Source organism: Actinophytocola sp. KF-1 (assembly GCF_054661535.1).
Window position 1 is genome coordinate 174661 of record NZ_BAAFVK010000010.1, and the last position, 20411, is coordinate 195071.

At 71.7% G+C, this 20411-nt stretch carries 21 protein-coding genes and 1 pseudogene; 10 read left to right on the plus strand and 12 right to left on the minus strand.

Annotated elements, in window-relative coordinates; genetic code table 11:
• Window positions 1–27: 27 nt before the first annotated feature.
• From ACYQ77_RS28945 to ACYQ77_RS28960, 4 genes are all read right to left on the minus strand, one after another.
• Window positions 28–1395, minus strand: a complete 1368-nt coding sequence (locus tag ACYQ77_RS28945; RefSeq protein WP_459716727.1) for an NAD-dependent succinate-semialdehyde dehydrogenase — start codon at window positions 1393–1395, stop codon at window positions 28–30.
• Between the two features lie 8 nt (window positions 1396–1403).
• Entirely contained in the window at window positions 1404–2666 is a 1263-nt protein-coding gene (locus tag ACYQ77_RS28950) for an RNA polymerase sigma factor (RefSeq protein ID WP_459716728.1), read from the minus strand.
• Window positions 2663–3070, minus strand: coding sequence for a YciI family protein (locus tag ACYQ77_RS28955; protein ID WP_459717033.1), 408 nt, complete (start codon window positions 3068–3070; stop codon window positions 2663–2665). The genes ACYQ77_RS28950 and ACYQ77_RS28955 overlap by 4 nt, the downstream gene beginning before the upstream one ends.
• Window positions 3071–3167: 97 nt before the next feature.
• Window positions 3168–4217 (minus strand): aldo/keto reductase, encoded by a 1050-nt coding sequence (locus ACYQ77_RS28960; RefSeq protein WP_459716730.1) that lies wholly within the window; start codon window positions 4215–4217, stop codon window positions 3168–3170.
• Between the two features lie 91 nt (window positions 4218–4308).
• On the opposite strand from ACYQ77_RS28960, the gene ACYQ77_RS28965 reads away from it, so the two are divergent.
• Both ACYQ77_RS28965 and ACYQ77_RS28970 read left to right on the plus strand, forming a co-directional pair.
• The gene (locus ACYQ77_RS28965; RefSeq protein ID WP_459716731.1) at window positions 4309–5388 is read left to right on the plus strand and encodes a glycosyltransferase; all 1080 of its coding nucleotides are present in this window, start codon (window positions 4309–4311) and stop codon (window positions 5386–5388) included.
• 9 nt (window positions 5389–5397) lie between these two features.
• A complete protein-coding gene (locus ACYQ77_RS28970; RefSeq protein ID WP_459716732.1) occupies window positions 5398–5766 on the plus strand; it encodes a RidA family protein in 369 nt (122 codons plus the stop codon).
• Here the strand turns inward: ACYQ77_RS28970 and ACYQ77_RS28975 are convergent.
• Together ACYQ77_RS28975 and ACYQ77_RS28980 are read right to left on the minus strand one after the other, a co-directional pair.
• Window positions 5748–6275 (minus strand): YceI family protein, encoded by a 528-nt coding sequence (locus tag ACYQ77_RS28975; protein ID WP_459716733.1) that lies wholly within the window; start codon window positions 6273–6275, stop codon window positions 5748–5750. The genes ACYQ77_RS28970 and ACYQ77_RS28975 overlap by 19 nt on opposite strands.
• On the minus strand, window positions 6272–6859 hold the full coding sequence (locus ACYQ77_RS28980) for a class I SAM-dependent methyltransferase (protein WP_459716735.1): 588 nt from the start codon (window positions 6857–6859) through the stop codon (window positions 6272–6274). Before ACYQ77_RS28980 ends, ACYQ77_RS28975 begins: the two co-directional genes overlap by 4 nt.
• A gap of 108 nt (window positions 6860–6967) precedes the next feature.
• On the opposite strand from ACYQ77_RS28980, the gene ACYQ77_RS28985 reads away from it, so the two are divergent.
• From ACYQ77_RS28985 to ACYQ77_RS28995, 3 genes are all read left to right on the plus strand, one after another.
• Window positions 6968–8086, plus strand: a complete 1119-nt coding sequence (locus tag ACYQ77_RS28985; protein ID WP_459716737.1) for a sensor histidine kinase — start codon at window positions 6968–6970, stop codon at window positions 8084–8086.
• Entirely contained in the window at window positions 8083–8727 is a 645-nt protein-coding gene (locus ACYQ77_RS28990; protein WP_459716739.1) for a response regulator transcription factor, read from the plus strand. Before ACYQ77_RS28985 ends, ACYQ77_RS28990 begins: the two co-directional genes overlap by 4 nt.
• 719 nt (window positions 8728–9446) lie before the next feature.
• Window positions 9447–9989 carry an HdeD family acid-resistance protein gene (locus ACYQ77_RS28995; RefSeq protein WP_459716740.1) on the plus strand — a complete coding sequence of 181 codons (543 nt, stop codon included), beginning with the start codon at window positions 9447–9449 and terminating at the stop codon, window positions 9987–9989.
• Here the strand turns inward: ACYQ77_RS28995 and ACYQ77_RS29000 are convergent.
• Both ACYQ77_RS29000 and ACYQ77_RS29005 read right to left on the minus strand, forming a co-directional pair.
• Window positions 9967–10971, minus strand: a complete 1005-nt coding sequence (locus ACYQ77_RS29000) for a glycerophosphodiester phosphodiesterase family protein (protein WP_459717034.1) — start codon at window positions 10969–10971, stop codon at window positions 9967–9969. The two genes, ACYQ77_RS28995 and ACYQ77_RS29000, sit on opposite strands and share 23 nt — an antisense overlap.
• A pseudogene (locus ACYQ77_RS29005) lies at window positions 10957–11997 on the minus strand (glycerophosphodiester phosphodiesterase family protein); the annotation flags it as partial. The gene ACYQ77_RS29000 and the pseudogene ACYQ77_RS29005, both read right to left, overlap by 15 nt.
• A gap of 95 nt (window positions 11998–12092) precedes the next feature.
• Here ACYQ77_RS29005 and ACYQ77_RS29010 point away from each other — a divergent pair.
• The gene (locus ACYQ77_RS29010) at window positions 12093–12869 is read left to right on the plus strand and encodes an SGNH/GDSL hydrolase family protein (protein WP_459716742.1); all 777 of its coding nucleotides are present in this window, start codon (window positions 12093–12095) and stop codon (window positions 12867–12869) included.
• A 49-nt stretch (window positions 12870–12918) separates the two neighbouring features.
• Here the strand turns inward: ACYQ77_RS29010 and ACYQ77_RS29015 are convergent, their stop codons facing one another.
• Window positions 12919–13908 carry a serine hydrolase gene (locus tag ACYQ77_RS29015; protein WP_459716744.1) on the minus strand — a complete coding sequence of 330 codons (990 nt, stop codon included), beginning with the start codon at window positions 13906–13908 and terminating at the stop codon, window positions 12919–12921.
• Window positions 13909–13930: 22 nt separating this feature from the next.
• On the opposite strand from ACYQ77_RS29015, the gene ACYQ77_RS29020 reads away from it, so the two are divergent.
• Window positions 13931–14710, plus strand: coding sequence for a pentapeptide repeat-containing protein (locus ACYQ77_RS29020; protein WP_459716745.1), 780 nt, complete (start codon window positions 13931–13933; stop codon window positions 14708–14710).
• 352 nt (window positions 14711–15062) lie between these two features.
• Window positions 15063–15839: an SGNH/GDSL hydrolase family protein gene (locus ACYQ77_RS29025; RefSeq protein WP_459716747.1), complete on the plus strand. Its 777-nt coding sequence runs from the start codon at window positions 15063–15065 to the stop codon at window positions 15837–15839.
• Here the strand turns inward: ACYQ77_RS29025 and ACYQ77_RS29030 are convergent.
• Window positions 15826–16935: a glycosyltransferase gene (locus ACYQ77_RS29030; protein WP_459716749.1), complete on the minus strand. Its 1110-nt coding sequence runs from the start codon at window positions 16933–16935 to the stop codon at window positions 15826–15828. The genes ACYQ77_RS29025 and ACYQ77_RS29030 overlap by 14 nt on opposite strands.
• A complete protein-coding gene (locus tag ACYQ77_RS29035) occupies window positions 16932–17870 on the minus strand; it encodes an acyl-CoA desaturase (RefSeq protein WP_459716751.1) in 939 nt (312 codons plus the stop codon). Before ACYQ77_RS29035 ends, ACYQ77_RS29030 begins: the two co-directional genes overlap by 4 nt.
• Before the next feature lie 308 nt (window positions 17871–18178).
• Here ACYQ77_RS29035 and ACYQ77_RS29040 point away from each other — a divergent pair, with 308 nt between their 5' ends.
• The gene (locus tag ACYQ77_RS29040) at window positions 18179–18580 is read left to right on the plus strand and encodes a histone-like nucleoid-structuring protein Lsr2 (RefSeq protein WP_459716753.1); all 402 of its coding nucleotides are present in this window, start codon (window positions 18179–18181) and stop codon (window positions 18578–18580) included.
• A 777-nt stretch (window positions 18581–19357) separates the two neighbouring features.
• Entirely contained in the window at window positions 19358–20143 is a 786-nt protein-coding gene (locus ACYQ77_RS29045) for an alpha/beta fold hydrolase (RefSeq protein WP_459716754.1), read from the plus strand.
• Here the strand turns inward: ACYQ77_RS29045 and ACYQ77_RS29050 are convergent.
• Window positions 20121–20360, minus strand: a complete 240-nt coding sequence (locus tag ACYQ77_RS29050; RefSeq protein ID WP_459717035.1) for a dienelactone hydrolase family protein — start codon at window positions 20358–20360, stop codon at window positions 20121–20123. The two genes, ACYQ77_RS29045 and ACYQ77_RS29050, sit on opposite strands and share 23 nt — an antisense overlap.
• Window positions 20361–20411 lie beyond the last annotated feature (51 nt).

A 20411-nucleotide genomic window follows, 5' to 3' on the forward strand; every position in this document is an offset into this window, starting at 1 on the left:
GATCGTAACAACCGGAGGTGGCGTTGCCTAGCCCGCGATCCAGACCGTCTTGGGGTTCACGAACGAGCGGACCCCGAAGGAGGCCAGCTCACGGCCGTAGCCGGAGTTCTTCGCACCCCCGAACGGCACCTCGGGCGTGGACTCGGTGAACTTGTTGACGTAGATCATCCCGGTCTCGACCTCGGCCACGAACCGCCGCTGCTCGGCGGGGTCCGTCGTCCACGCGCTGCCGCCGAGGCCGAACGTGGAGTCGTTCGCGATGCGGATCGCGTCATCGACGTCGGCCGCCTCCCACACCAGGGCGACCGGCCCGAAGAACTCCTCGCGGTGGCCGGGCGAGCCGTCCGGGATGTCGGCGAGCACGGTCGGCGGGTAGTAGTTGCCCGGCCCGTCGAGGGGTTCGCCGCCGGTGAGCACGCGGGCGCCCGCCTTGACCGTGTCGGTCACCTGCCGGTGCAGCGTCGCCACGGCGTCGGCGGACGACAGCGGACCCACGTCGGTGTCGTCGTCCATCGGGTCACCGACCCGCAGGGACGCCATCTTCGCGACGAACTTCTCGGTGAACTCGGCCGCGATGTCCCGGTGCGGCACGAACCGCTTGGCGTTCACGCACGACTGGCCGTTGTTGAGCAGCCGCGAGGTGACCGCGTTCGCCACGGCGTCGTCGAGGTCCGCGGACGGCATCACGATGAACACGTCGCTGCCGCCCAGTTCCAATACGCTCGTCTTGATGTTGCGCCCGGCCACGGCCGCCACCTCCCGGCCCGCCGGCTCGCTGCCGGTGAGCGTCACGGCACGCACCCGGTCGTCGCCGACGATGTCCGCCACCGCGCTCGACGGCACCAGCAGCGTCTGGAACACCCCGTCGGGGAACCCGGCGCGGCGCAGGAGGTCCTCGATCGCCAGCGCCACCTGGGGCACGTTCGACGCGTGCTTGAGCAAGCCGGTGTTCCCGGCGAACAGGGCGGGCGCGACGAAGCGGAACACCTGCCAGTACGGGAAGTTCCACGGCATCACGGCGAGCACGGGCCCGAGCGGCTCGTAATGCGTGTAGACGGTGGCGCCGTCGACGGGCCACGGCTCGTCGGCGAGCATCTCCGCGCCGTGGTCGGCGTACCAGCGGCAGCCCTTCGCGGACTTGTGCACCTCCGCGACCGCTTCCTTGAGCGTCTTGCCCATCTCGGCGGTCGCGAGCCGCGCGAGGTCGCCTGCCTCGTCGTCGAGGAGGTCGGCGGCGCGCCGCAGCAGGCCGGCCCGCTCGTCGTAGGTGGTGTGCCGGTAGTCGCGGAAGGCGTCGGCGGCCCGCTGGATCTTCGCGTCCACCTCGGCGTCGGTGAGCGGCTCGAAGGACCGCAGCTTCTCGCCGGTGGCCGGGTTCACGCTCTCGATAGCCATGCTCGCGGCTACCCGACCCCGTCGGCCTCCACACCCCGGTGACGTTGTTCGTCGCCGGGCGCACGGGTGTGGTGCGCAAGAGCTGACGCCTTCGCCGCCAGGTACCGCTGTTCCTGCAGCGACCGGGTGCGGTGCGCGGCCTCGCGGTACGCGACCACGGCGCCGTCGACGTCACCGGCCATCTCCAGCAAATACGCCCGTACCGAATAGAGCCGGTGGTGGCCGGCCAGCCGCGTGTCCCCTGCCAGGGACTCGACCATCGCCAGCGCGGGCGCCGGGCCGCGGGCCATGCCCACCGCGACCGCGTGGTTGAGCGCCGTCATCGGGCTGCCGGTCATCGCCACCAGCACCCCGTACAGGGCCTCGATCTGCGGCCAGTCCGTCTCCCCGGCCGTCGGCGCCTCGTCGTGGAGTGCCGCGATCGCGGCCTGCAGCTGGTAGGGCCCGGACGGGCCCGCCGACATCGCGGCCGTCACCAGCGCGACACCCTCGTCGACGAAGTCCCGGTGCCACCGCGAACGGTCCTGTTCGGCGAGCGGGACCAGCATGCCGTCGGCGCCGACGCGGGCGTCGCGGCGGGCGTCGGTCAGCAGCATCAGCGCGAGCAGGCCGGCCACCTCGCCGTCGCGCGGCATCAGGCGGTGCACGACGCGGGTCAGCCGTATGGCTTCCCGGGACAGCTCGGCGCGGTAGGCCGACGGGCCCGCGGTGCTCGAGTAGCCCTCGGTGAAGATCAGGTACAGCACGTGGAGCACGGCCGCGAGCCGTTCCTCGCGGTCGGCTGGCATGCGGAACGGCACGCCGCTCGCCTTCACCCGCTGCTTGGCACGGGTGATGCGCTGCGCCATGGTCGGCTCGGGCACCAGGAACGCCCGCGCGATCTCCGTCGTCGTCAGACCGGCGACCGACCGCAGCGTGAGCGCGATCTGGTGGGTCACCGGCAACGCCGGGTGGCAGCACATGAACAGCAGGATGAGCGTGTCGTCGGCGTCCTCCGCGGGCGCGACGGCCGGCATCGTCCACGTGTGCTCGCGGCGCTGCCTGGCCTGCTCGTTGCGCAGCAGGTCGGTGAGCCGCCGGGACGCGACCGTGATCAGCCACGCCTTCGGGTTGTCCGGCAGACCGGTGTCCGGCCAGCCGGTCGCCGCCGCGATCAGCGCCTCCTGGACCGCGTCCTCGGCGGTGTCGAAGTGGCCGTAGCGGCGGACGACCGCGCCGAGGACCCGCGGCGCCAGCTCGCGCAGCAGGCCCTCGACCGCGGTGGCCGTCACGCGATGTCCGCCAGGCCGTCGATGAGCGGCCGGACGTCGACGTAGCCGCGGGCCTGGACGTGCTCGGGTGCGGGCGTGGCCGCGAGCTTGGCGGCGATCTCCGTGGCCCGGTCGTAGCTGGCGCAGTCGACGATCGTGAGGCCGACGACCACCTCGGCGGTCTCGGCGTACGGCCCGTCCGTCACCACGGTCTGGCCGTCCTTCTCGGTGACGCGCCTGGTCAGCACGGGTGCGGCCAGGCCGTGAGCCGCGACGAACTCGCCGGACTCGACCAGCTCGTTCGTCCACCTGCCCATGAACTCGCCGAGCGCCGCGACCTCCTCCGGCCGCCACGCGCGGCTCTCCGGGGTGTCCTTGCCTGCCATCGCGTCGTAGTCGGCCTGCGAGGCGTAGTGGAGGATCATGTACTTCACGGTTCCGCTCCCATCCCGTCGGGTGTGGTGTCGTCCGGGACGTCGAACCCGCCTCGCGCCGCCACGACACCCGATTATGTGACGCCGGTCACGCGGCTGCGCGGTCGTCTGCCGGGCGGCGGCGCAGGCGGGCGTCCGTGAGCACCGGCGGCCGCCACGCGCCGTCGGCACGGTACAGGTCGGTACCGGGCGGGACGATCTCGTCGATGCGGTCCAGCGTCGCGTCGTCCAGTTCCAGCCCGGCGCCCTTCAGCGTCGCCTCCAGCTGATCCATGGTGCGCGGGCCGATGATCACCGACGTGACGGCGGGGTGGGCGGCCGCGAAGGCGACGGCCAGCTCCGGCAGCGTGCACCCGAGCCCGTCGGCCACCTCGACCAGCTGCTCCAGCGCGTCGAACTTGGCCTTGTTCTCCGGTAGCGACGGGTCGAACCGGAACGGGGTGATCGCCGCCCTGCCCGTCGACAGATCGACGTCCTGGCCGCGGCGGATCCTGCCGGACAGGAACCCGGACGCGAGCGGGCTCCACGTCAGCACGCCCATGCCGAGCCGCGCGGCGGTCGGCAATACGTTCGTCTCGATTCCCCTCGCCAGCAACGAGTACGGCGGCTGCTCGGTGCGGAACCGGTACAGGCCACGGCGTTCCGCGACGTGGTAGGCCTCGACCATGTCCGAGGCCGGGAAGGTCGAGCTGCCGAACGCGCGGATCTTGCCCGCCCGCACGAGGTCCGTCAGCACCGACAGCGTCTCCTCGACGTCGGTCGTGTGGTCGGGCCGGTGGATCTGGTACAGGTCGATCCAGTCCGTGCCGAGGCGCCGCAGGCTCTGCTCGACCTCGTGGACGATCCAGCGGCGCGAGTTGCCGCCCTTGTTCGGCCCGTCGCCCATCGGGAAGTGGACCTTGGTGGCGAGCACGACGTCGTCGCGGCGGCCCTTGAGCGCCTTGCCGACGATCTCCTCCGACTCGCCCATGGAGTACATGTCGGCGGTGTCGACGAAGTTGATGCCCGCGTCGAGCGCGGCGTGGATGACGCGGACGGCGTCGTCGTGGTCGGAGTTGCCGACCGAGCCGAACATCATGGCGCCCAGGCAGTGGACGCTCACCTCGATGCCGGTGCCGCCGAGTACGCGGTAGCGCAACGTCTTCCCCCTCCGGGTGATTGTGGTCAGGCCCGGACGGTATGTGCTGGAGCGAACTCCAGGTCAAGCGTTAAGCTGAGAAGTGAGGTTGATGTTCGCTGCGCTCGCAGCCCACGGTCACACCTATCCCCTGCTCCCCCTTGCCGTCGCGGCGGCCACCGCCGGTCACGACGTCGTGTTCGCGGCGGGGGAACCGTTCCTCCCCGTGCTGCGCAAGGCCGGGCTGTGCGCGCGGCCCGCCGGGCTCGGCATGCGTACGGCGTTCACGGGGAGCGCGGCGGGACCGGAGGCCGTCGGCCGGGTGCTCGGCGACGTCCTGCCCCGGCGCATGGTCGCCGACCTGGAGCCGCTGATCGCCGAGCACCGGCCGGACGTCGTGATCCACGACGTCGCCACGCTCGGTGCGCCACTCGCCGCGCGGCTGCACGACGTGCCCGCGCTGGGTCACACGTTCGGGCGAATGTTCTCCGACGACATGTCGACCGCGATGGTCGAGGCGTACACCGCGTTCGCGGCCGAGCTCGGTGTCCCGGCGGACGTGGGCGGCCCGGTGCTCGACATCTGCCCGGACTCCCTTCAGGACAAGGACTTCCTCGCCCGTGCGGACCGGGTTCCGGTGCGGCCCTGCGGGTGGCGCGAGTGCGGTGCGCTGGTGGAGCGGACCGCGGGCAGGCCGCTCGTGTACGTCACGCTGGGCACCGCGTACGCGACGGCCGACGTCCTGCGCACGCTCGTCGACGGGCTCGCCCGGCTGCCCGTCGACGTGCTCGTCGCGACCGGACCGGCGGTGGACCCGGCCGCGCTCGGGGACGTGCCGGAGCACGTGCGGGTGCGGGACTGGGTGCCGCAGTCGGCGTTGCTGCCGCACGTCGACCTCGTGGTGCACCACGGTGGGAGCGGCACGATGCTCGGCGCGTTCGCCGCCGGGAAGCCGCAGCTGGTGGTGCCGCGGGGCGCGGACCACTTCACCAACGCGGCGGCCGTTGTGGACGCCGGAGCCGGTCTTCGGTTGCTCGGCCCGGAATTGTCGGTGGACGCGGTTACCGTGTCCGCGGGCTCGCTGCTCGCCGACGGGGAACGGCAGGCGGCGGCCCGGCGGGTCGCCGAGGAGATCGCGGCGATGCCGTCCCCTTCGGACATCGCCGTCCGGCTGCCCACCCTGATCGGCTGAAGGAGAACGATGCGCGCCAACTACCCGTCCGGCGGCGACTTCGAGGACGTGTACGGCTACTGCCGTGCCGTCCGGGTCGGCGACCACATCCACGTCGCGGGGACCTGTGCCCGCGACCTGGACGGCACGGACACCTACGCGCAGGCGAAGGAGGCGCTCTCGATCATCGAGAACGCGCTCAAGGAGGCGGGCAGCGGTCCGGCCGCGGTGGTGCGGACGGTGACGTACGTGACCGACATCGGCGACAAGTCAGCCGTCGCGAAGGCGCACGCCGAGATGTTCGGTGACGTGCGCCCCGTGGCCACCCTCGTCGAGGTCAGCGCGCTGGTGGACCCGCGCATGAAGGTGGAGATCGAGGCCTATGCGATAGAGAGCTGAGTCGCGGCCAGCGACAGCGAGAAGCGCAGCCGCCTGCCGGTCATGCCCTTCATCGCGGTGACACCCCACGCGTAGCGGTCCACCTCGGCGCTCGCCCGCAGCCGCAGGCGGTCGTCGAGCACGTGGACCTCGTCGATCCGCACGTCGAGCGGTTCGGTGCGGCCGCGCACGGTCAGCGCGCCGCGCAGGACCCAGCCGCCGTCGCGGGCGACGCCGTTCGCCGTGAACGTGATGTCGGGGTGCCGCGCGACGTCGAGGTACCGCGCCGAGCGCACGGTGTTGTCGCGTGCGGCGAGACCGGTGTCGACGGTGCCTGCCGCGATCGTGGCGCGCACGGTCGACAGCTCGGCGGGGGACGCGACGTGGACGACGCCCTCCCGCAGCGCGAACGTGCCGCGTACCGGCGCGAGCCCGAACATGTGGCGGGTCGCGAACGAGATCGTCGACTCGCCCGGCTCGATGCGGTAGGTGCCCGCGGTCGGCACGGTCACGGTCTCGGTGCTGGTCATGGGAGGTGTCCTTCCAGGTCGCACCGGCGCTCGGCGGCGCCGGCGATGTGGGGTATCCGGGCGCCGAGCGGGCCGGGATGGTCGAAGCGGTGCAGGTCGACGACGTGGAAACCGGCGCGGTCGATGGCAGGCCCGGTCTCCCGGTTCGGGTGGCAGCGGGCACCGGCGAACGCGGCGACGAGGTTCTGCCCTCGGCGGACCCACGTGCCGCGCGGCGCGGCGACGTGCTCGGCGAACAGGAACCGTCCGCCGGGCCGCAGCACGCGGTGCGCCTCGGCGAGCGCGGCGTCCTGGTCGGCGACCGAGCACAGCACGAACGAGCAGACGACCGCGTCGACGCTGCCGTCGGGCAGCGCCAGGTCCTCGGCCCGCCCGTCGCGCACCTGTGCCGACAGGCCGAGCCGGCCCGCGGCGGCTGCCGTGCTGTCCCGCGCGCCCGGCCGGGGTTCGACGGCGATCAGCCGCACGTCCGGGTGGTAGAAGCGCAGGTTGCCGCCGTGGCCGGGGCCCAGTTCGAGCACGGTGCCCCGCACCGCGCCGACGAGCGCCGGCCAGAGCGAGGTTCGCGGAACTGTCGTCGTCATGGCGGTAGCGTCGCGTGCCGCGGCGGACCGGCACATCGACCGGCTGGTGGGTTCGAATTCGACTTTGGTCGATGGTCGGCACGCCGTCCGGCTCGTACGCTCGGGTCCGTGTACGACCGGCTGTGCGGCCGCAGGCTGTGGCTCACCATGACGATGATCGGCGTCTTCATGGCGGCGATCGTGTACGGCGACATCGCGGCCGGGAACTCGGCGGCGATGACGGCGCTCGAGATCGCCGCCGGTGCCGCCGGGCTGGCGCTGTTCCCGCTGCTGTTCACGCGGCCGATGCCGACGACGCTGGTGCTGACCGCGCTGGCCGCGGTCGCCGCCACCGGCACCCCGCTGGCGAACATCGCGACGCTGCACATCGCGCGGAGCCGTGACCTGCGGGTGGCGATCGCGGTGGCGACGGCGGGCACGGCCGCGCACGCGGTGCGGGCGCTGTGGCAGCCGACGAGCGGCCTGTCGTACGGCTGGTGGCTGACGCTGGTGGTCGTCATGCACGCGGGCCTGGTCGGCTGGGGCCAGCTGGCGGCGGCGAGGGCGGCGGTGATCACGTCGCTGCGGGAGCGGGCCGAACGCGCGGAAGCCGAGCAGGGCAGGCGGGTCGCGGAGGCGAGGGCGGCGGAGCGCGCGGCGATCGCGCGGGAGATGCACGACGTGCTGGCGCACCGGCTGTCGCTGCTGGCGACGTACGCGGGTGCCCTGGAGTACCGCCCCGACCAGCCGCCGGCACGCCTGTCGCAGGCGGCGGGCGTGATCAGGACGACCGTGCACCAGGCGCTGAACGAACTGCGCGACGTGATCGCCCTGCTGCGCGACGAGCCGGACGACCTGGCCCGCCCGGTCCCCGCGCTGGCGGACCTGCCGTCGCTGGTCGCGGAGTCGAGGGCCATCGGCACGCAGGTGGAGCTGAACGGCGGGATCGGGCTGGCGGAGGTGCCGGGCACGACGGGCCGGACCGCGTACCGGGTGGTGCAGGAGGCGCTGACCAACGCACGCAAGCACGCCCCGGGGCAACCGGTGCGCATCCGGCTGGACGGCACCCCGGGCAGCACCCTGGAGATCGACGTGTCGAACCCGCTCGGCACGCGGTCGTCGATCCCGGGTGCGGGCACCGGCCTGGTGGGCCTGACGGAACGGGTCCGCCTGGCGGGCGGCCGCCTCGACCACCGGGCCACCGCGACGGAGTTCCAGGTGTCGGCGTCACTACCGTGGCCGGCATGATCCGGGTGCTGATCGTCGACGACGACGCACTGGTCCGCGCGGGCCTGACGATGATGCTCGACGGCGCGGACGGCCTCCGCGTGGTGGGCGAGGCGGGCGACGGCGACCAGGTGCAGGCGGCGCTGGACGCACACCCGACGGACGTGGTGCTGATGGACATCCGCATGCCGAGGGTGAACGGCATCGCGGCCACCGCCAAGGTGCGGGCCAGGAGGGACCCACCCGAGGTGATCGTCCTGACGACGTTCGACTCGGACGAGAACGTGTTGCGCGCACTGCGAGCGGGCGCGAGCGGCTTCCTGCTGAAGGACGCACCCCCGGCGGAGATCGCGACCGCGGTCCGCCGGGTGGCGGCGGGCGACCCGATGCTGTCGCCGGCGATCACCCGCAGGCTGATGGACAGAGCGGCGACGGAAGCGGGCGCGTACGCGAAGGCCCGGGCGGCGCTGGCCACCCTGTCGGCCCGCGAACACGACGTGGCCGTGGCGGTCGGCCAGGGAAGAACGAACGCCGACATAGCCGCGGAACTACATGTGAGCGTGGCGACGGTGAAATCCCACATCACGCGCGTACTGATCAAGCTGGACGTGGGGAATCGGACCCAGATCGCGCTGCTGGTCCACGACGCCGGGTTGGTCTGAGCCCGGTTGGCCTCCGGCCCCCGGTGCCACGCTACTTCAGGGTGCCGACAATCCCGTGTCTTCGCGGGCCGGTTGTCCACAGGTGGGTTGGTTGTCCACAGGTCGCGGCCTCGTTGCCTCGGGAGGCGGTTGTCCACAGCTGCCTTGGTTGTCCACAGGCGGGCCTTGTGTCCGGGGTTTTGTCGGTGGGTGCCGGTAGACTGGACAGCGGGGTGCCCCCGGGAGTGGTGGGGGCTGTCCGTACGTACTGGGGCTGCGGTTTTCTTTCGGTTTTCGCTGGTCAGTGCCGTTGTGGCGGTTTGTGTGCCCCGGGTTTGGTGGTGTGGCTTGCCTGGGTTTTCCCTCCGGGGGGTCCTCGCCGGACGGGCTGGTCTCCGGGATGGCGGGGGTTTGGTCTCGGGTTGGGTTGGCAAGGACTGGTGTCCGTTTTCTGCCTGCCATCCCGTCGACCTCCCACGGGCTATCACACCGCGTCAAGGGGGCCCGGGCGGTTTGGTCATCGGGTTGCGTCGTGCATCCGGGCCCCCTTGACACGGTGTGATCGGGCTTCGCCAGGTCGACGGGATGGCAGGCAGTCCTTGTGGGGTGCGCTGCGCTCGGCTTTGCGTGTGGTTGGTGCGGTTCCGGGCGCGGCGGTCTTTGCGGTGCCGGCCCACCCGGTCGGCGGAATCTCCAGGTACCGCGTTGCCGGAACGCTGCCGCGGGTCGACGATTCGGGTGTGCTGGAACTTCTTTCGCGTCGGTGGCAGCTCGTCGTGCTGCGTGGGGTCGTCGCCGTGCTCTTCGGGGTCCTCGCCATTGTGTGGCCCGGGCTCACCGTGCTGGCGCTCGCGCTGTTGTTCGGGGTCTACACGCTGCTCGACGGGATCACGTCGATCGTCATGGGGATCGGGCAGGGGACCGACCGGGTGTACATGATCACGCTCGGCGTGCTCGGTGTGATCGCCGGGGTGATCGCGCTCGTCTGGCCGCAGATCACGGTCATCGTGTTGCTCGTGATCATCGCGGTGTGGGCGATCTTCGCCGGGGTCATGCAGATCGCCGCGGCGATTCGGTTGCGGAAGGTCATCCGCAACGAGTGGTTCCTCGCCGTGTCGGGGATCGTCGCGCTCGTGCTCGGGTTGTTGCTGATCGTGCAGCCCGCCGAAGGGGCGATCGCGCTGGTTGTCGCGATCGCCACCTTCGCCATCGTGTGGGGGCTGACCCTCGTCGTGCTCGGGTTCCGCCTCCGGACGCTGGCTAGCGCAGGCCGGCCCGTTTAGCCACCGTCACCAGCAGGGCGGGGTCGTCGGAGATCAGACCGTCGACCCCGAGCGCGATCACGCGGTCCATCGTGGCCTCGTCGTTCACCGTGTACGGGACAACCTCCAGGCCGTACCGCTGCTGCAGCACGGCGACCGGCGGGCCGTGGTAGTACGACGGGTCGGTGCGCAGGTACCAGTCCGCCGACGGCACGGCACTCTGCGCCGGGTCGTGCACCTGCCAGTTCGACGACACCGTCGACGCGCCCGCGGCACGCACCAGCTTCCCCAGATCCCGGTACCGCCACCAGTCCAGACCGCCGGTCCACGGGCTCGTCACCGACGGATCGCCGTACGCGGCGCGCAGCGAACACTCGTCGGCGAGCGTCCGGCACTCGGCCGGACCGTACTGCCACACCAGCGCCACCGTCTCGATGCGCGGGTTCAGCTGCCGCGCGTACCGGATCGTCCGCCAGTCGAACGACTGGATCGTCGCCCGGTCCGTCCACCCGTCCAGCGCACGCACCAGCTTGCGGGTGAAGGTCCGGTAGTCGACCGTGTCGGCCACCAGCGGGCTGATCTTCGTCTCGATGTTCAGCCGGATGTCCTCGCGGGACGCGGCGAGGTCGAGCACCTCCCGCAGCGTCGGGATCCTCTCCCCCGGCACCGGCTGCTGGGCGGGCAGCGCCGGCAGCGTCTTCGACCCGCAGTCGACGGTGCGCAACTGCCTGAGCGTCAGGTCGTGGATCAGCCTGCCCACGTACGGGAACTCCGGGTCGCCCGGCGTGGCCGGCGCGGTGTCGACGCAGTGCGAACCGTTGACCGCGCGGTCGTGGCTCACCACCAGCACCCCGTCCTGCGTGACACCGGTGTCCAGCTCCAATGTGGACACGTCCGGCATGGCGAGCGCGTTGCGGAACGCGGCAAGGGTGTTCTCCGGCAGCACGGCACGGCCGCCGCGGTGCGCCTGGATGTCGAACGGCGACGCGTACCGGCGCGGCAACCGGAAGTGGTTCTCCTCGGCCACCGTCCGCAACCGGTCCGGGTAGTCGGTGATGATGCCGTCCACGCCGTCGGCGACGAGCTTGCGCAGCGTCGGGTAGTCGTCGACCGTCCACGGCACGACCTTGACGCCGTTGCGGTGCGCGTGCCGCACCATTTCCGCCGTCACGTACGGCCGGTAGCCGGGGTCGGTGACGGAACCGCCCTGCGGGAACCCGTGCACCGGCGAGAACGTGGTGGCGCCGAACGTCGTGATGGCGCGGATCGGGTCGCCGCCGAAGTCGTCGATGTCGATGCCGCCGAGCCACGGCGACGCGCCGGGCTGCCCGGTCTGCAGGAAGTCGTGGTTGGTGAGCGCGACGAGCGGCAGTCGCGGCTCGACCTGGCGCATCCGCATGAGCGCGCCCCAGTCGAAGCTCTGGATCGTCACCCTGCGCAGGAACCCGGCCTCCCGGATCTCCTTCGCGGCGATCTGCACGAACTGTTCGCGCGGCGCGGTCTCCTGCGGCGCGCCCGCCTCGACCTTGGTCTCGACGTTCAGCGTCACGTCGTCCGCGCGGTAGCGCTTCACCAGGTCGAAGACCTCGCGCAGCAGCGGCATCCGGGAGCCCGGCGTGACCTCCTGCTCCGGCTTGCCGGCCAGTTTCAGCGTGCCGCAGTCGAGCGTCCGGACCTGCGCGAGCGTCAGGTTCTTCACGTACTTGCCGACGTACGGGAACTCGGGGTCGCCCGGGGTGACGGGCGCGGTGTCGAGGCACTTGTTCGCCGCGACCCGCCGGTCGTGGGTGACGACGGCCTGCCCGTCCTCGGTGATCTGGATGTCCAGCTCCAGCGTGGTGACGCCGAGGCGGAGCGCGTTGCCGAACGAGCTGAGCGTGTTCTCGGAGCGGAGCCCGAGCCCGCCGCGGTGGGCCTGGATGTCGAACGCCCTGTCGTGCTCCTTGCCGGGCCCGCGATCCGCGGTCGCGACAGCGGTGCCGCTCACCAGCAGAGCGCCGGCGAGCAAGCCGATCCATTGCCTTCTCATGAGCGCACATGGTCGTTGCGGGTCCGGGCGGGCCGGGGTGCGTGAGCTTGCCCGGAAGTGAACAACTCGTGTACCGCAGGGGTTACCTTGGACGGATGCACTACCGCAGATACGTGGCGATCGGTGACTCCTGCGCGGAGGGCCTGGACGACCCGTACCCGGACGGCAGCGGCTACCGGGGCTGGACCGACCTGGTGGCGGGCGAGCTGGCGCGGACGTCACCGTCGCTCGAGTACGCGAACCTCGCGGTGCGCGGCAGGCGGCTGGACCAGATCCTCACCGAGCAGGTGCCGCTCGCGGTAGCGCACCGTCCCGACCTGGTCATGCTGTTCGGCGGCGGCAACGACGTGCTGCAGGGCCGCTGGCAGACCATGGCCCGGTCGCTGGACGAGATCGTGGCGACCGTGGCCGAGGTCGCCGGGACGGTAGTGCTGTTCACGCTGCCCGACATCGCGCGGCTGCCCGGTCTCGGCAGGCTGCGCCCCCGCGTGCGGCAGCTGAACGACCTGATCACGGCGACGGCCGCGAAGTACGGCACGCTCCTGATCGACGTCCGCGACGACGAGTTCTGCGACGACGAACGCCTCTACGGCGGCGACCGGCTGCACCTCGGCCCGCTCGGCCACCACCGCGTCGCGGCCCACGTGCTGACCGCGATGGACCTGACCCCGGACCCGGCGTGGCTCGCGCCGCTCCCGCCCGCGACGCGCGATCCGTTGTGGCGCACGGCGGTCCGGCACTGGACGTGGCTGCGTCAGCACGTGTACCCGGCCGTCCACGGCACGATCCGCAACAAGCTGATCGGCCGCCAGCCAGGCGACGGCTTCGTGGCCAAACGCCCGGACCCGGCCCCCGTCACCCCGGTGCCGTGACAGGCGCGTTCACGGCGTTCAGTGCCGTGAACGCGCCTTTCGCGGCGGGTCAGCCGCCGTTGACCGGGCGGTACCTCGGCGTCGGCTGCACGCGCTTCGTCGCCGGGGCGGCTGTTTCCACGGCGTCGAACAGGGCGCGGCCCAGCTTCTGGCGGGCCCGCAACGCCGGGTGGGTGGCACCGAAGTCGGCGTCGTTGACGGTCGCGTCACCGGTGAACGGGCCCGCCGCGAACAGCGAGTAGATCGCGCCGGGAGCGCCGTCGGCGGTGAACACGACACCCGCCTCGTTGCGGCCCGCGTTGAACCAGCCCGCCTTCGTGGCGACGCGCAGGCGTTCCGGCGTGGTCAGGCGCAGCCGGACGCCGTCGGTGAACGCGGACGTGGAGCGCAGCACGTTCAACAGGTAGTCGGTGGACGTCGCCGACAGCAGCTCGCCCGCGACCAGCTTGGACAGCAGCGTGTGCGTCTCACGGGGTGTGGTCTGGCCGAGGAAGAAGCGGTTCGGGTTCGACACCGGCACGACCTGCGTGTGCACGAAACCCTTGCCGCGCAGGATCTCGTTGAGCTCCAGCGCGGGACAGACGAGGCCGCACAACCGCACGGCGGTGTTGTCGGACACGGTGAGCAGGTTCGCCATCGCGTGGCCGAGCGTGATCGAGCTCGGGTAGGCGCGGTCGAGCGCGAAGATGCCGTCGGTGTCCTGGATGACGATGTCGGCGGTGACGTCGACGCGCTGGTCGAGCGTCAGCAGCCCGCGGTCGACCTTGTCGAGCACCGCGGTGGCGACCGCGATCTTGTTGACGCTGTAGGCCTCGACGACCGTGTCGGCACCGGCCTCGACGACCGTCGTGCCGCCGACGGTGACCAGCGACGACCACGTGCCGCCGGACTCCTCGACCGCGCGGGCGTACACGCGGGAGACGCGCCGGGCCGGGTCACCGGTCTCCTCGGCGGCGGCGGACGTGGCGGTGGGGCCGAGAACGGCGGTGGCTGTCGCGACAGTGCCGAGGCTCAACGCGGACCTGCGGTTCAGTTTCACGCGCACACGCTACCGTGGAGCCATGTCCTCGTTGCGGGCCGACTGCGGCAGCTGCTTCGGCTTGTGTTGCGTCGCACCGGCGTTCGCGAAGTCCAGCGACTTCGCGATCGACAAGCCGGCCGGTACCGCGTGCGTGAACCTGCTCGCGGACTTCCGCTGCGGCATCCACGAAAACCTGCGCCCCCAAGGATTCCCCGGCTGCACGGTGTTCGACTGCCTCGGCGCGGGGCAGCAGGTGGCACAGGTCACCTACGGCGGCGTCTCGTGGCGGGACGCCCCGGAGACCGCGGGCGAGATGTTCGGCGTGTTCGCGGTCATGCGTCAGCTGCACGAGATTCTCTGGTACCTCACGGAAGCGTCCGCGAAAGCACCGGCCGACGACGTGTCGACAGCGCTGAAGGACGTCGAGGACCTCACCCGCGCGAACCCGAAAACTCTTCTGGAAACCGACATCGACGCGCTGCGCCACCGCGTCCGCCCGCTGCTGGCCCGCACGAGCGAGAGCCTGCGCGCGGGCATCCGCGGCAAGAAGGACCACCGCGGCGCGGACCTGATCGGCGCGAAGCTCCGCACGGCCGCGCTGCGCGGCGCGAACCTGCGGGGCGCGTACCTGATCGGCGCCGACCTGCGCGAGGCCGACCTGCGGGAGGCGGACCTGCTCGGCACGGACCTGCGCAACGCGAATGTCCGGGGTGCCGACCTGACGGGTGCCTTGTTCCTCACCCAGTTCCAGCTGAACGCCGCACAGGGCGACGGCACCACCCGCATCCCGACGGGCCTCACCCGCCCGACGCACTGGTAGTTGTCCACAGCCGCCCCGGTTATCCACAGATTTCTGCAGCACCCCGAAATTGTCGGTCCCTACCGGTAGACTGGCATGGCGGGTGGCCCCCGGGATCGGGTGGGGGTTGGCCACCGGGCCGTTTTCGCGGTTCGGCGGTTTGCCACGGACGGCGTGTTACCGGCACGCGGTCTGCTGGGCCTTCGAGGCGCGCTGCGGGAACCGCGGCCAGACCGGCGGTGATCCAGAGCGCAACCTCATGTCCGGAAAGACCCTGCCGCGCGAACGAACAGCACACCCGCCCCGAGCAGAGTTCCCCAACACGCCACCGCACGCTCACCGCGTTCTCATCGGTTGTCCGACCAGCGCGCGGATGATGCGAACCGTGCTGGCGGACGCGGCGCCCACGACCGGGCTGGTACTCGCCGTGCTCGGCGACTCGGTCGGGGCAGGCATCGGGGATCCCGCACTCGGCGGGGGATGGCGTGGTTTCGCACCACTGCTGGCGGAGGCGCTCGGCGGCGCGCGCCTCACCAACCTCGCGGTCAGCGGCTCCCGCATCGGGGGCGTGCTGGAGTCGCAGCTCCCGGCCGCGCTGGCCCTGCGGCCGGACGTCGCGGTCCTCCTGGCCGGGATGAACGACACCATGCGGTCGGACTTCGACCCGGCGCGGCTGCTCGCCGACCTCGACCACGTCGTCGGCACGCTCGTCGCCGCCGGGAGCACCGTGATCACCGCCCGGTACCACGACCACCACCGGGTGTTCCGGCTGCCCGGGCCGCTCAGGAGAGCGCTTGCTTCGCGCATCGCGGCGCTCAACGACGTCCTCGACGCGGTCGCCCGCAGGCACGGCATCGGGATCGTCGACCTCGGGCAGGTGCCCGGCATCTACACGCCGGAGGCGTGGGCCGTCGACCGGCTGCACCCGTCCGAGCTGGGCCACCGGATGCTCGCCCGCGCGATCGCCGCCCAGCTCACCGCGTTCGGCACGATCGTCCACAAGGAAGTGTCGCTGCAGTGCGCGGGCGGCCGGACGCCCGGCAGGCCAGCCCGCTGGGCGTGGCTGGTGTTCAAGGGCCTGCCGTGGCTGGTCCGCCGCGGCCGCGATCTCGTGCCCTACGCGCTGGCGGCGCTGCTCAGGCGCTCATAGCGGTGTGCAGCTCGAGCATCGCGTCGATGGTCGAGGCCCACGGGAACTGCTCGGCGCGTTCGCGTGCCGCCGCCCGCCGCCACGCGACCGGCCACGACAGCACCTCCCGCACCCCGTCCGCGAGACCGCCCGGGGTGGCCGGGACCGCGACCCCCGCGCCCGGCGCGAGCAGTTCCGGCGCGCCGCCGGTCGCCGACGTGATCACCGGCGTGCCGCACGCCATCGCTTCCAGGATGGACAGTCCGAACGTCTCGGCGACGCTCGGCGCGAACGCCACGTCCGCGCGCGACAGGGCACGCGCGAGCGCCGCCCGGTCCGACACGTGCCCGTGGAAGTCCACCGGCAGCCCGCGGGCGAGCTTGCGCAACGCCGTGTGCTCCGGACCGTCGCCGTAGACGTCGAGCCGGACCGGCGTCCCGGACGTCACCAGCTCGCGTACCGCGCCGACCACGGCGCGCGGGTTCTTCTCGTGCGACAGCCGCCCCGCGTACACGAGCCGCGCGGGTCCCCCGTCGCCGCCGCTCCGTTGTGGACGGAACGTGTCGAGGTCGACACCCAGCGGTATCCGCCGCAGCGACGGCACGGGCAGACCCGCGAACTCCCGCTCGGCGTACCGGGACGTGACGACGACCGTGTCGAAGCGGTGCACCAGCCCCTTGTTCCACCCGCGCACCACCGGTGCCAGCACCCGGCCCGCGCCGGCGCGCCACAGCCGGGGCACCCGCGCCTCGATCCAGCGGTCGAGCCGCTCGTGCGACAGCAGCACCGTCGGCACCCCGCGCTCCCGCGCCCAGTCGCAGACGGCGAGCAGCGTCGTCTTGTCCGACACCTCGATCGAGAGGTCGTCCCCGAGCGACGCCAGCTCCCGCAGCACCGCGGCCGAGCGCGGCATCACGCGGTAGCCACCGCTGACCGGCACCCCGGGCAACGTGATGACCAGGCCCGCGTCCGTGCGCACGCGTGCCCGGTGCCTGCCGGGCACCACGAGCACCCGCTCGTGACCGGACGCCACGTACCCCCTGCCGAGCGTGTCGACGACGGTCCGCAGGCCGCCGGAGGTGGGGCTGTAGAAGTTCGCGAGCTGGACGATCTTCATCGCCGGGCGCGGTTCTCCAGGGTCGCGAGGCGCTTGCGCGTCGGCCAGCGCACGTCGGTGGCCCAGCCGAACTTCTCGAAGACCCAGATGAGGCGGGCCGAGATGTCGATCTGGCCGCGCTGCACGCCGTGGCGGGCGCACGTCGGGTCGGCGTGGTGCAGGTTGTGCCACGACTCGCCCATGGACAGGATCGCGAGCGGCCAGAAGTTCGCCGACCGGTCGCGTGCGGCGAACGGGCGCGAGCCGATCATGTGGCAGATCGAGTTGACCGACCACGTCACGTGGTGCAGCAGCGACACCCGCACGAGCCCGGCCCAGAAGAACGCCGTGACCGCGCCCCACAGCGACCAGCTGAGCAGGCCGCCGAGCACGGCGGGCGCGATGAGCGTGACCGCGGTCCACAGGCCGAACCCGCGGTGCACGCGGACGATGTCGCGGTCGGCGAGCAGGTCGGGGGCGAACCGTTCCGCGTTGGTGAGGTTGCGGTCGAAAATCCAGCCCATGTGTGCGTGCCAGAAGCCTTTGGCGAGCGCCAGTGGCGACGTGCCGAACGCCCACGGCGAGTGCGGATCACCGTCGCGGTCGGAGAACGCGTGGTGCCGCCGGTGATCGGCGACCCAGTGGGTGATCGGACCCTGCAGCGCCATACTCCCCGCAATCGCGAGACCGATCCGCAATGAGCGGGTGGCCTTGAACGCGCGATGCGTGAAATAACGGTGGAATCCGACGGTCACACCGAGACATGTCGCTGTGTAGAAGAACACAGCGAGTACGACATCGAGCCATCCGAGACCCCAGCCCCACGTCAGCGGTATCGCCGCGAGGAGCGCCAGGAACGGGCCGAGGATGAACAGGTAGGTTCCAATCTGTGGCCACGTCCCGCGCGGCGGGCCGTGTAGCGGGCGCACTCCGGTGTTCACGACCGTCGTCTCCATGGGTACACGTAAGCAGACGCGGCTGAACAGCGGGAGACCGGCCGGACGAATGGGACGTCAAAGCCCGGCGAACAGCGGTTACGGTCCGGCGGGGAGGGGCCCCGGGAGGGGGATCCGGGGGACCCCGGCGAGATCTCCCTCTCATTTCCGACGCCGTGTCCCCGCGCCGTCACCCTCCGTTCTACATCGGACTCGCACCCAAAATGACGTGATCACTTGCGCTTTTGGCGGATTCAGCTGATTATTTGCTCAGTTGCGGGCAACAAACCAGCGGGTATGCACGAATCGTGCACGTCAGGAGCAGCCAGATGGCACAGCAAGTATTGGTACAACTCGTCGACGATCTCGACGGCACGGCTTCTACCGATGTTTCCACGGTCTTGTTCAGCCTCGACGGCGTGACCTATGAGATCGACCTGTCGGAGGAGAACGCGGAGCGGCTGCGGGGAAGTCTGGCCGAGTACGTCGAGGCGGGCCGCCGCGTCGGTGGCCGAATCAAGCGCGGCGGCAAGTCGGGGCAAAACGGCTCGGGCGCCGCGGGGGACGCGGGGCTCGTCCGGAAGTGGGCGAACGAGAACGGATACGGCCTGTCGGGCCGTGGCCGAATCCCGTCCCACGTCGTGGAGGCTTACCGGGCCGCGAAGGCGGAGTCGGAGCAGAAGGCCGCGAAGCCGGCCCCGAAGCGCCGCACCCGGGCAAAGAAGAACTGATTCCCACCCCGCGAGTCCCCCTCCCCAACCCGCGAGTCCCCCGTTGAGGACCCGCGAGTCCCCGGTTCAGACCACGCGAGTCTCCCATTCCGGACCCGCGAGTCTCCCGTTCGGGACCAACGAGTCGGCGCTTCGCGACGCCGGGCCAGGAGCGCGAACCGCCGACTCAGCAGTCCCGGGACGGAGACTCGCGGGTCCTGAGAGGGCGACTCGCGGGTTCCGAGACGGGGACTCGCGGGTTCCGAGAGGGGGACTCGCGGGTTCCGAGACGGGGACTCGCGGGTTCTGGGAGGGGGACTCGCGGGGGGGTGGTGGAGGTTGGGTCGGGGGGTGGTGGACACGCGGGGTTCGCGGTGCGCTTATTTGCTGCCGTGCGGGGGCGTTCGGGTGTAGGTTGGTGGCAGTTGGGAAGCACCTCGTCCGGGGAGACGAGAACCGCGGAGGCACCGGGCGATCCCGTTGAGCCGTCCCGCTTCAGGCCATGCGTGCCAGTGCGGTCCCAGCCTGTCCAGAAGGGACGTACCGCCATTACGACCACGAACTCGGAGCCCGCTCAGACGGCTCCCACCGCACTCTTCAGCCACCCGCTGACCCAGCACGCCAACGGCAAGGCCGCGGCCCCGGGCAACGGCCAGCCGGTGTACGAGAACCTCTTCCAGGAACCCGCGATTCCCACCCATCGGGAAACGCTGGACTGACCCGGAAAATCTCCGGCTGGATGTCGATCCGGCGCCTGCTCCCACGACTTAGAGTCAGGCAACCGGAAAGGACTCCAGCATGGACAAGGTCATCTCCGCCGACGGCACCCCGATCGCGTACGAGGCCGTCGGCAGCGGCCCCACCGTCGTGCTCGTCGGCGGCGCGTTCTGCGACCACAACGCCACGGCGGAGCTCGCCCAGGCACTCGCGGGCGACTTCACGGCGGTCTCGTACGACCGGCGTGGCCGCGGCGAGAGCGGTGACACGCTCCCCTACGCCGTCGACCGCGAGATCGCGGACATCGAGGCGCTGATCAGGCATTTCGGCGACCGGGCGGTGCTCTACGGCATTTCCTCGGGTGGCGCGCTGTGCCTGCGCGCGGCCGCCGCGGGCGCGCCGGTCGACGCGGTGGCGGTGCTGGAACCGCCGTACCGCGTCGGCGCGGACGCGCCGAAGGTGCCCGACGGCTACACCGACACGCTCGTCGAGCTGTGCGCGGCCGGCAGGCGGGGTGACGCGGTCGCGTTCTTCATGACGCAGGCCGTCGGCCAGCCGCCGGAGGCCGTCGAGCAGGCGCGGAAGCTGCCGATGTGGCCGGGCCTCGAGGCCATGGCCCACACGCTCGCCTACGACGCGCACGTCATGGGCGGCGACCCGAGCGCGCTGCCGGAGGACATGCTCGCGAACCTCACCGTGCCGGTGCTCGCCGTGCACAGCGAAGCCAGCCCGGACTGGCTGGCCGGCGGCGCCGCGGCTGTCGCGAAGACGGTGCCGGACGGCAGGCTCGTCAGCCTGCCCGGCGGCTTCCACGAGGTGCCCGCGGCCACGCTCGCCCCGGTGCTCAGGGAGTTCTACCCGCGCTGAGGTGCTCGGCGAAGAAGGCCTCGATCCGGCGCCATTCCTGCGCGGCGGACTCCGGTTCGGGCCCCGAATGCGAGGCACGGAGCAGCGGCCGCAGCCACCGCGGGCCGCTCTCCTCCTCGTTGAGGAACGCGTGCCCGGCGTCCGGGTACTGCGTGACGTCGTGCACGACCCCGGCACGGTCCAGTGCGGCCGACAGCCGCGCTGGCGCGTCCCGCAGCGGGCGGTCGCGCGCGCCTGTACGCCGCGAGCACCGGGCACGCCCCGGCCA

What these genes read in the sequence shown, in the direction of transcription:
- ACYQ77_RS29020 (WP_459716745.1), top strand. Translation starts at nt 13,931, where the DNA reads ATGTCCTCGTTGCGGGCCGACTGCGGCAGCTGCTTCGGCTTGTGTTGC.
- ACYQ77_RS28945 (WP_459716727.1), bottom strand. Translation starts at nt 1,395, where the DNA reads ATGGCTATCGAGAGCGTGAACCCGGCCACCGGCGAGAAGCTGCGGTCC.
- ACYQ77_RS29035 (WP_459716751.1), bottom strand. Translation starts at nt 17,870, where the DNA reads ATGGAGACGACGGTCGTGAACACCGGAGTGCGCCCGCTACACGGCCCG.
- ACYQ77_RS28965 (WP_459716731.1), top strand. Translation starts at nt 4,309, where the DNA reads ATGTTCGCTGCGCTCGCAGCCCACGGTCACACCTATCCCCTGCTCCCC.
- ACYQ77_RS28970 (WP_459716732.1), top strand. Translation starts at nt 5,398, where the DNA reads ATGCGCGCCAACTACCCGTCCGGCGGCGACTTCGAGGACGTGTACGGC.
- ACYQ77_RS28990 (WP_459716739.1), top strand. Translation starts at nt 8,083, where the DNA reads ATGATCCGGGTGCTGATCGTCGACGACGACGCACTGGTCCGCGCGGGC.
- ACYQ77_RS28955 (WP_459717033.1), bottom strand. Translation starts at nt 3,070, where the DNA reads ATGATCCTCCACTACGCCTCGCAGGCCGACTACGACGCGATGGCAGGC.
- ACYQ77_RS29010 (WP_459716742.1), top strand. Translation starts at nt 12,093, where the DNA reads ATGCACTACCGCAGATACGTGGCGATCGGTGACTCCTGCGCGGAGGGC.
- ACYQ77_RS28980 (WP_459716735.1), bottom strand. Translation starts at nt 6,859, where the DNA reads ATGACGACGACAGTTCCGCGAACCTCGCTCTGGCCGGCGCTCGTCGGC.
- ACYQ77_RS29045 (WP_459716754.1), top strand. Translation starts at nt 19,358, where the DNA reads ATGGACAAGGTCATCTCCGCCGACGGCACCCCGATCGCGTACGAGGCC.
- ACYQ77_RS29040 (WP_459716753.1), top strand. Translation starts at nt 18,179, where the DNA reads ATGGCACAGCAAGTATTGGTACAACTCGTCGACGATCTCGACGGCACG.
- ACYQ77_RS29025 (WP_459716747.1), top strand. Translation starts at nt 15,063, where the DNA reads ATGATGCGAACCGTGCTGGCGGACGCGGCGCCCACGACCGGGCTGGTA.
- ACYQ77_RS28975 (WP_459716733.1), bottom strand. Translation starts at nt 6,275, where the DNA reads ATGACCAGCACCGAGACCGTGACCGTGCCGACCGCGGGCACCTACCGC.
- ACYQ77_RS29030 (WP_459716749.1), bottom strand. Translation starts at nt 16,935, where the DNA reads ATGAAGATCGTCCAGCTCGCGAACTTCTACAGCCCCACCTCCGGCGGC.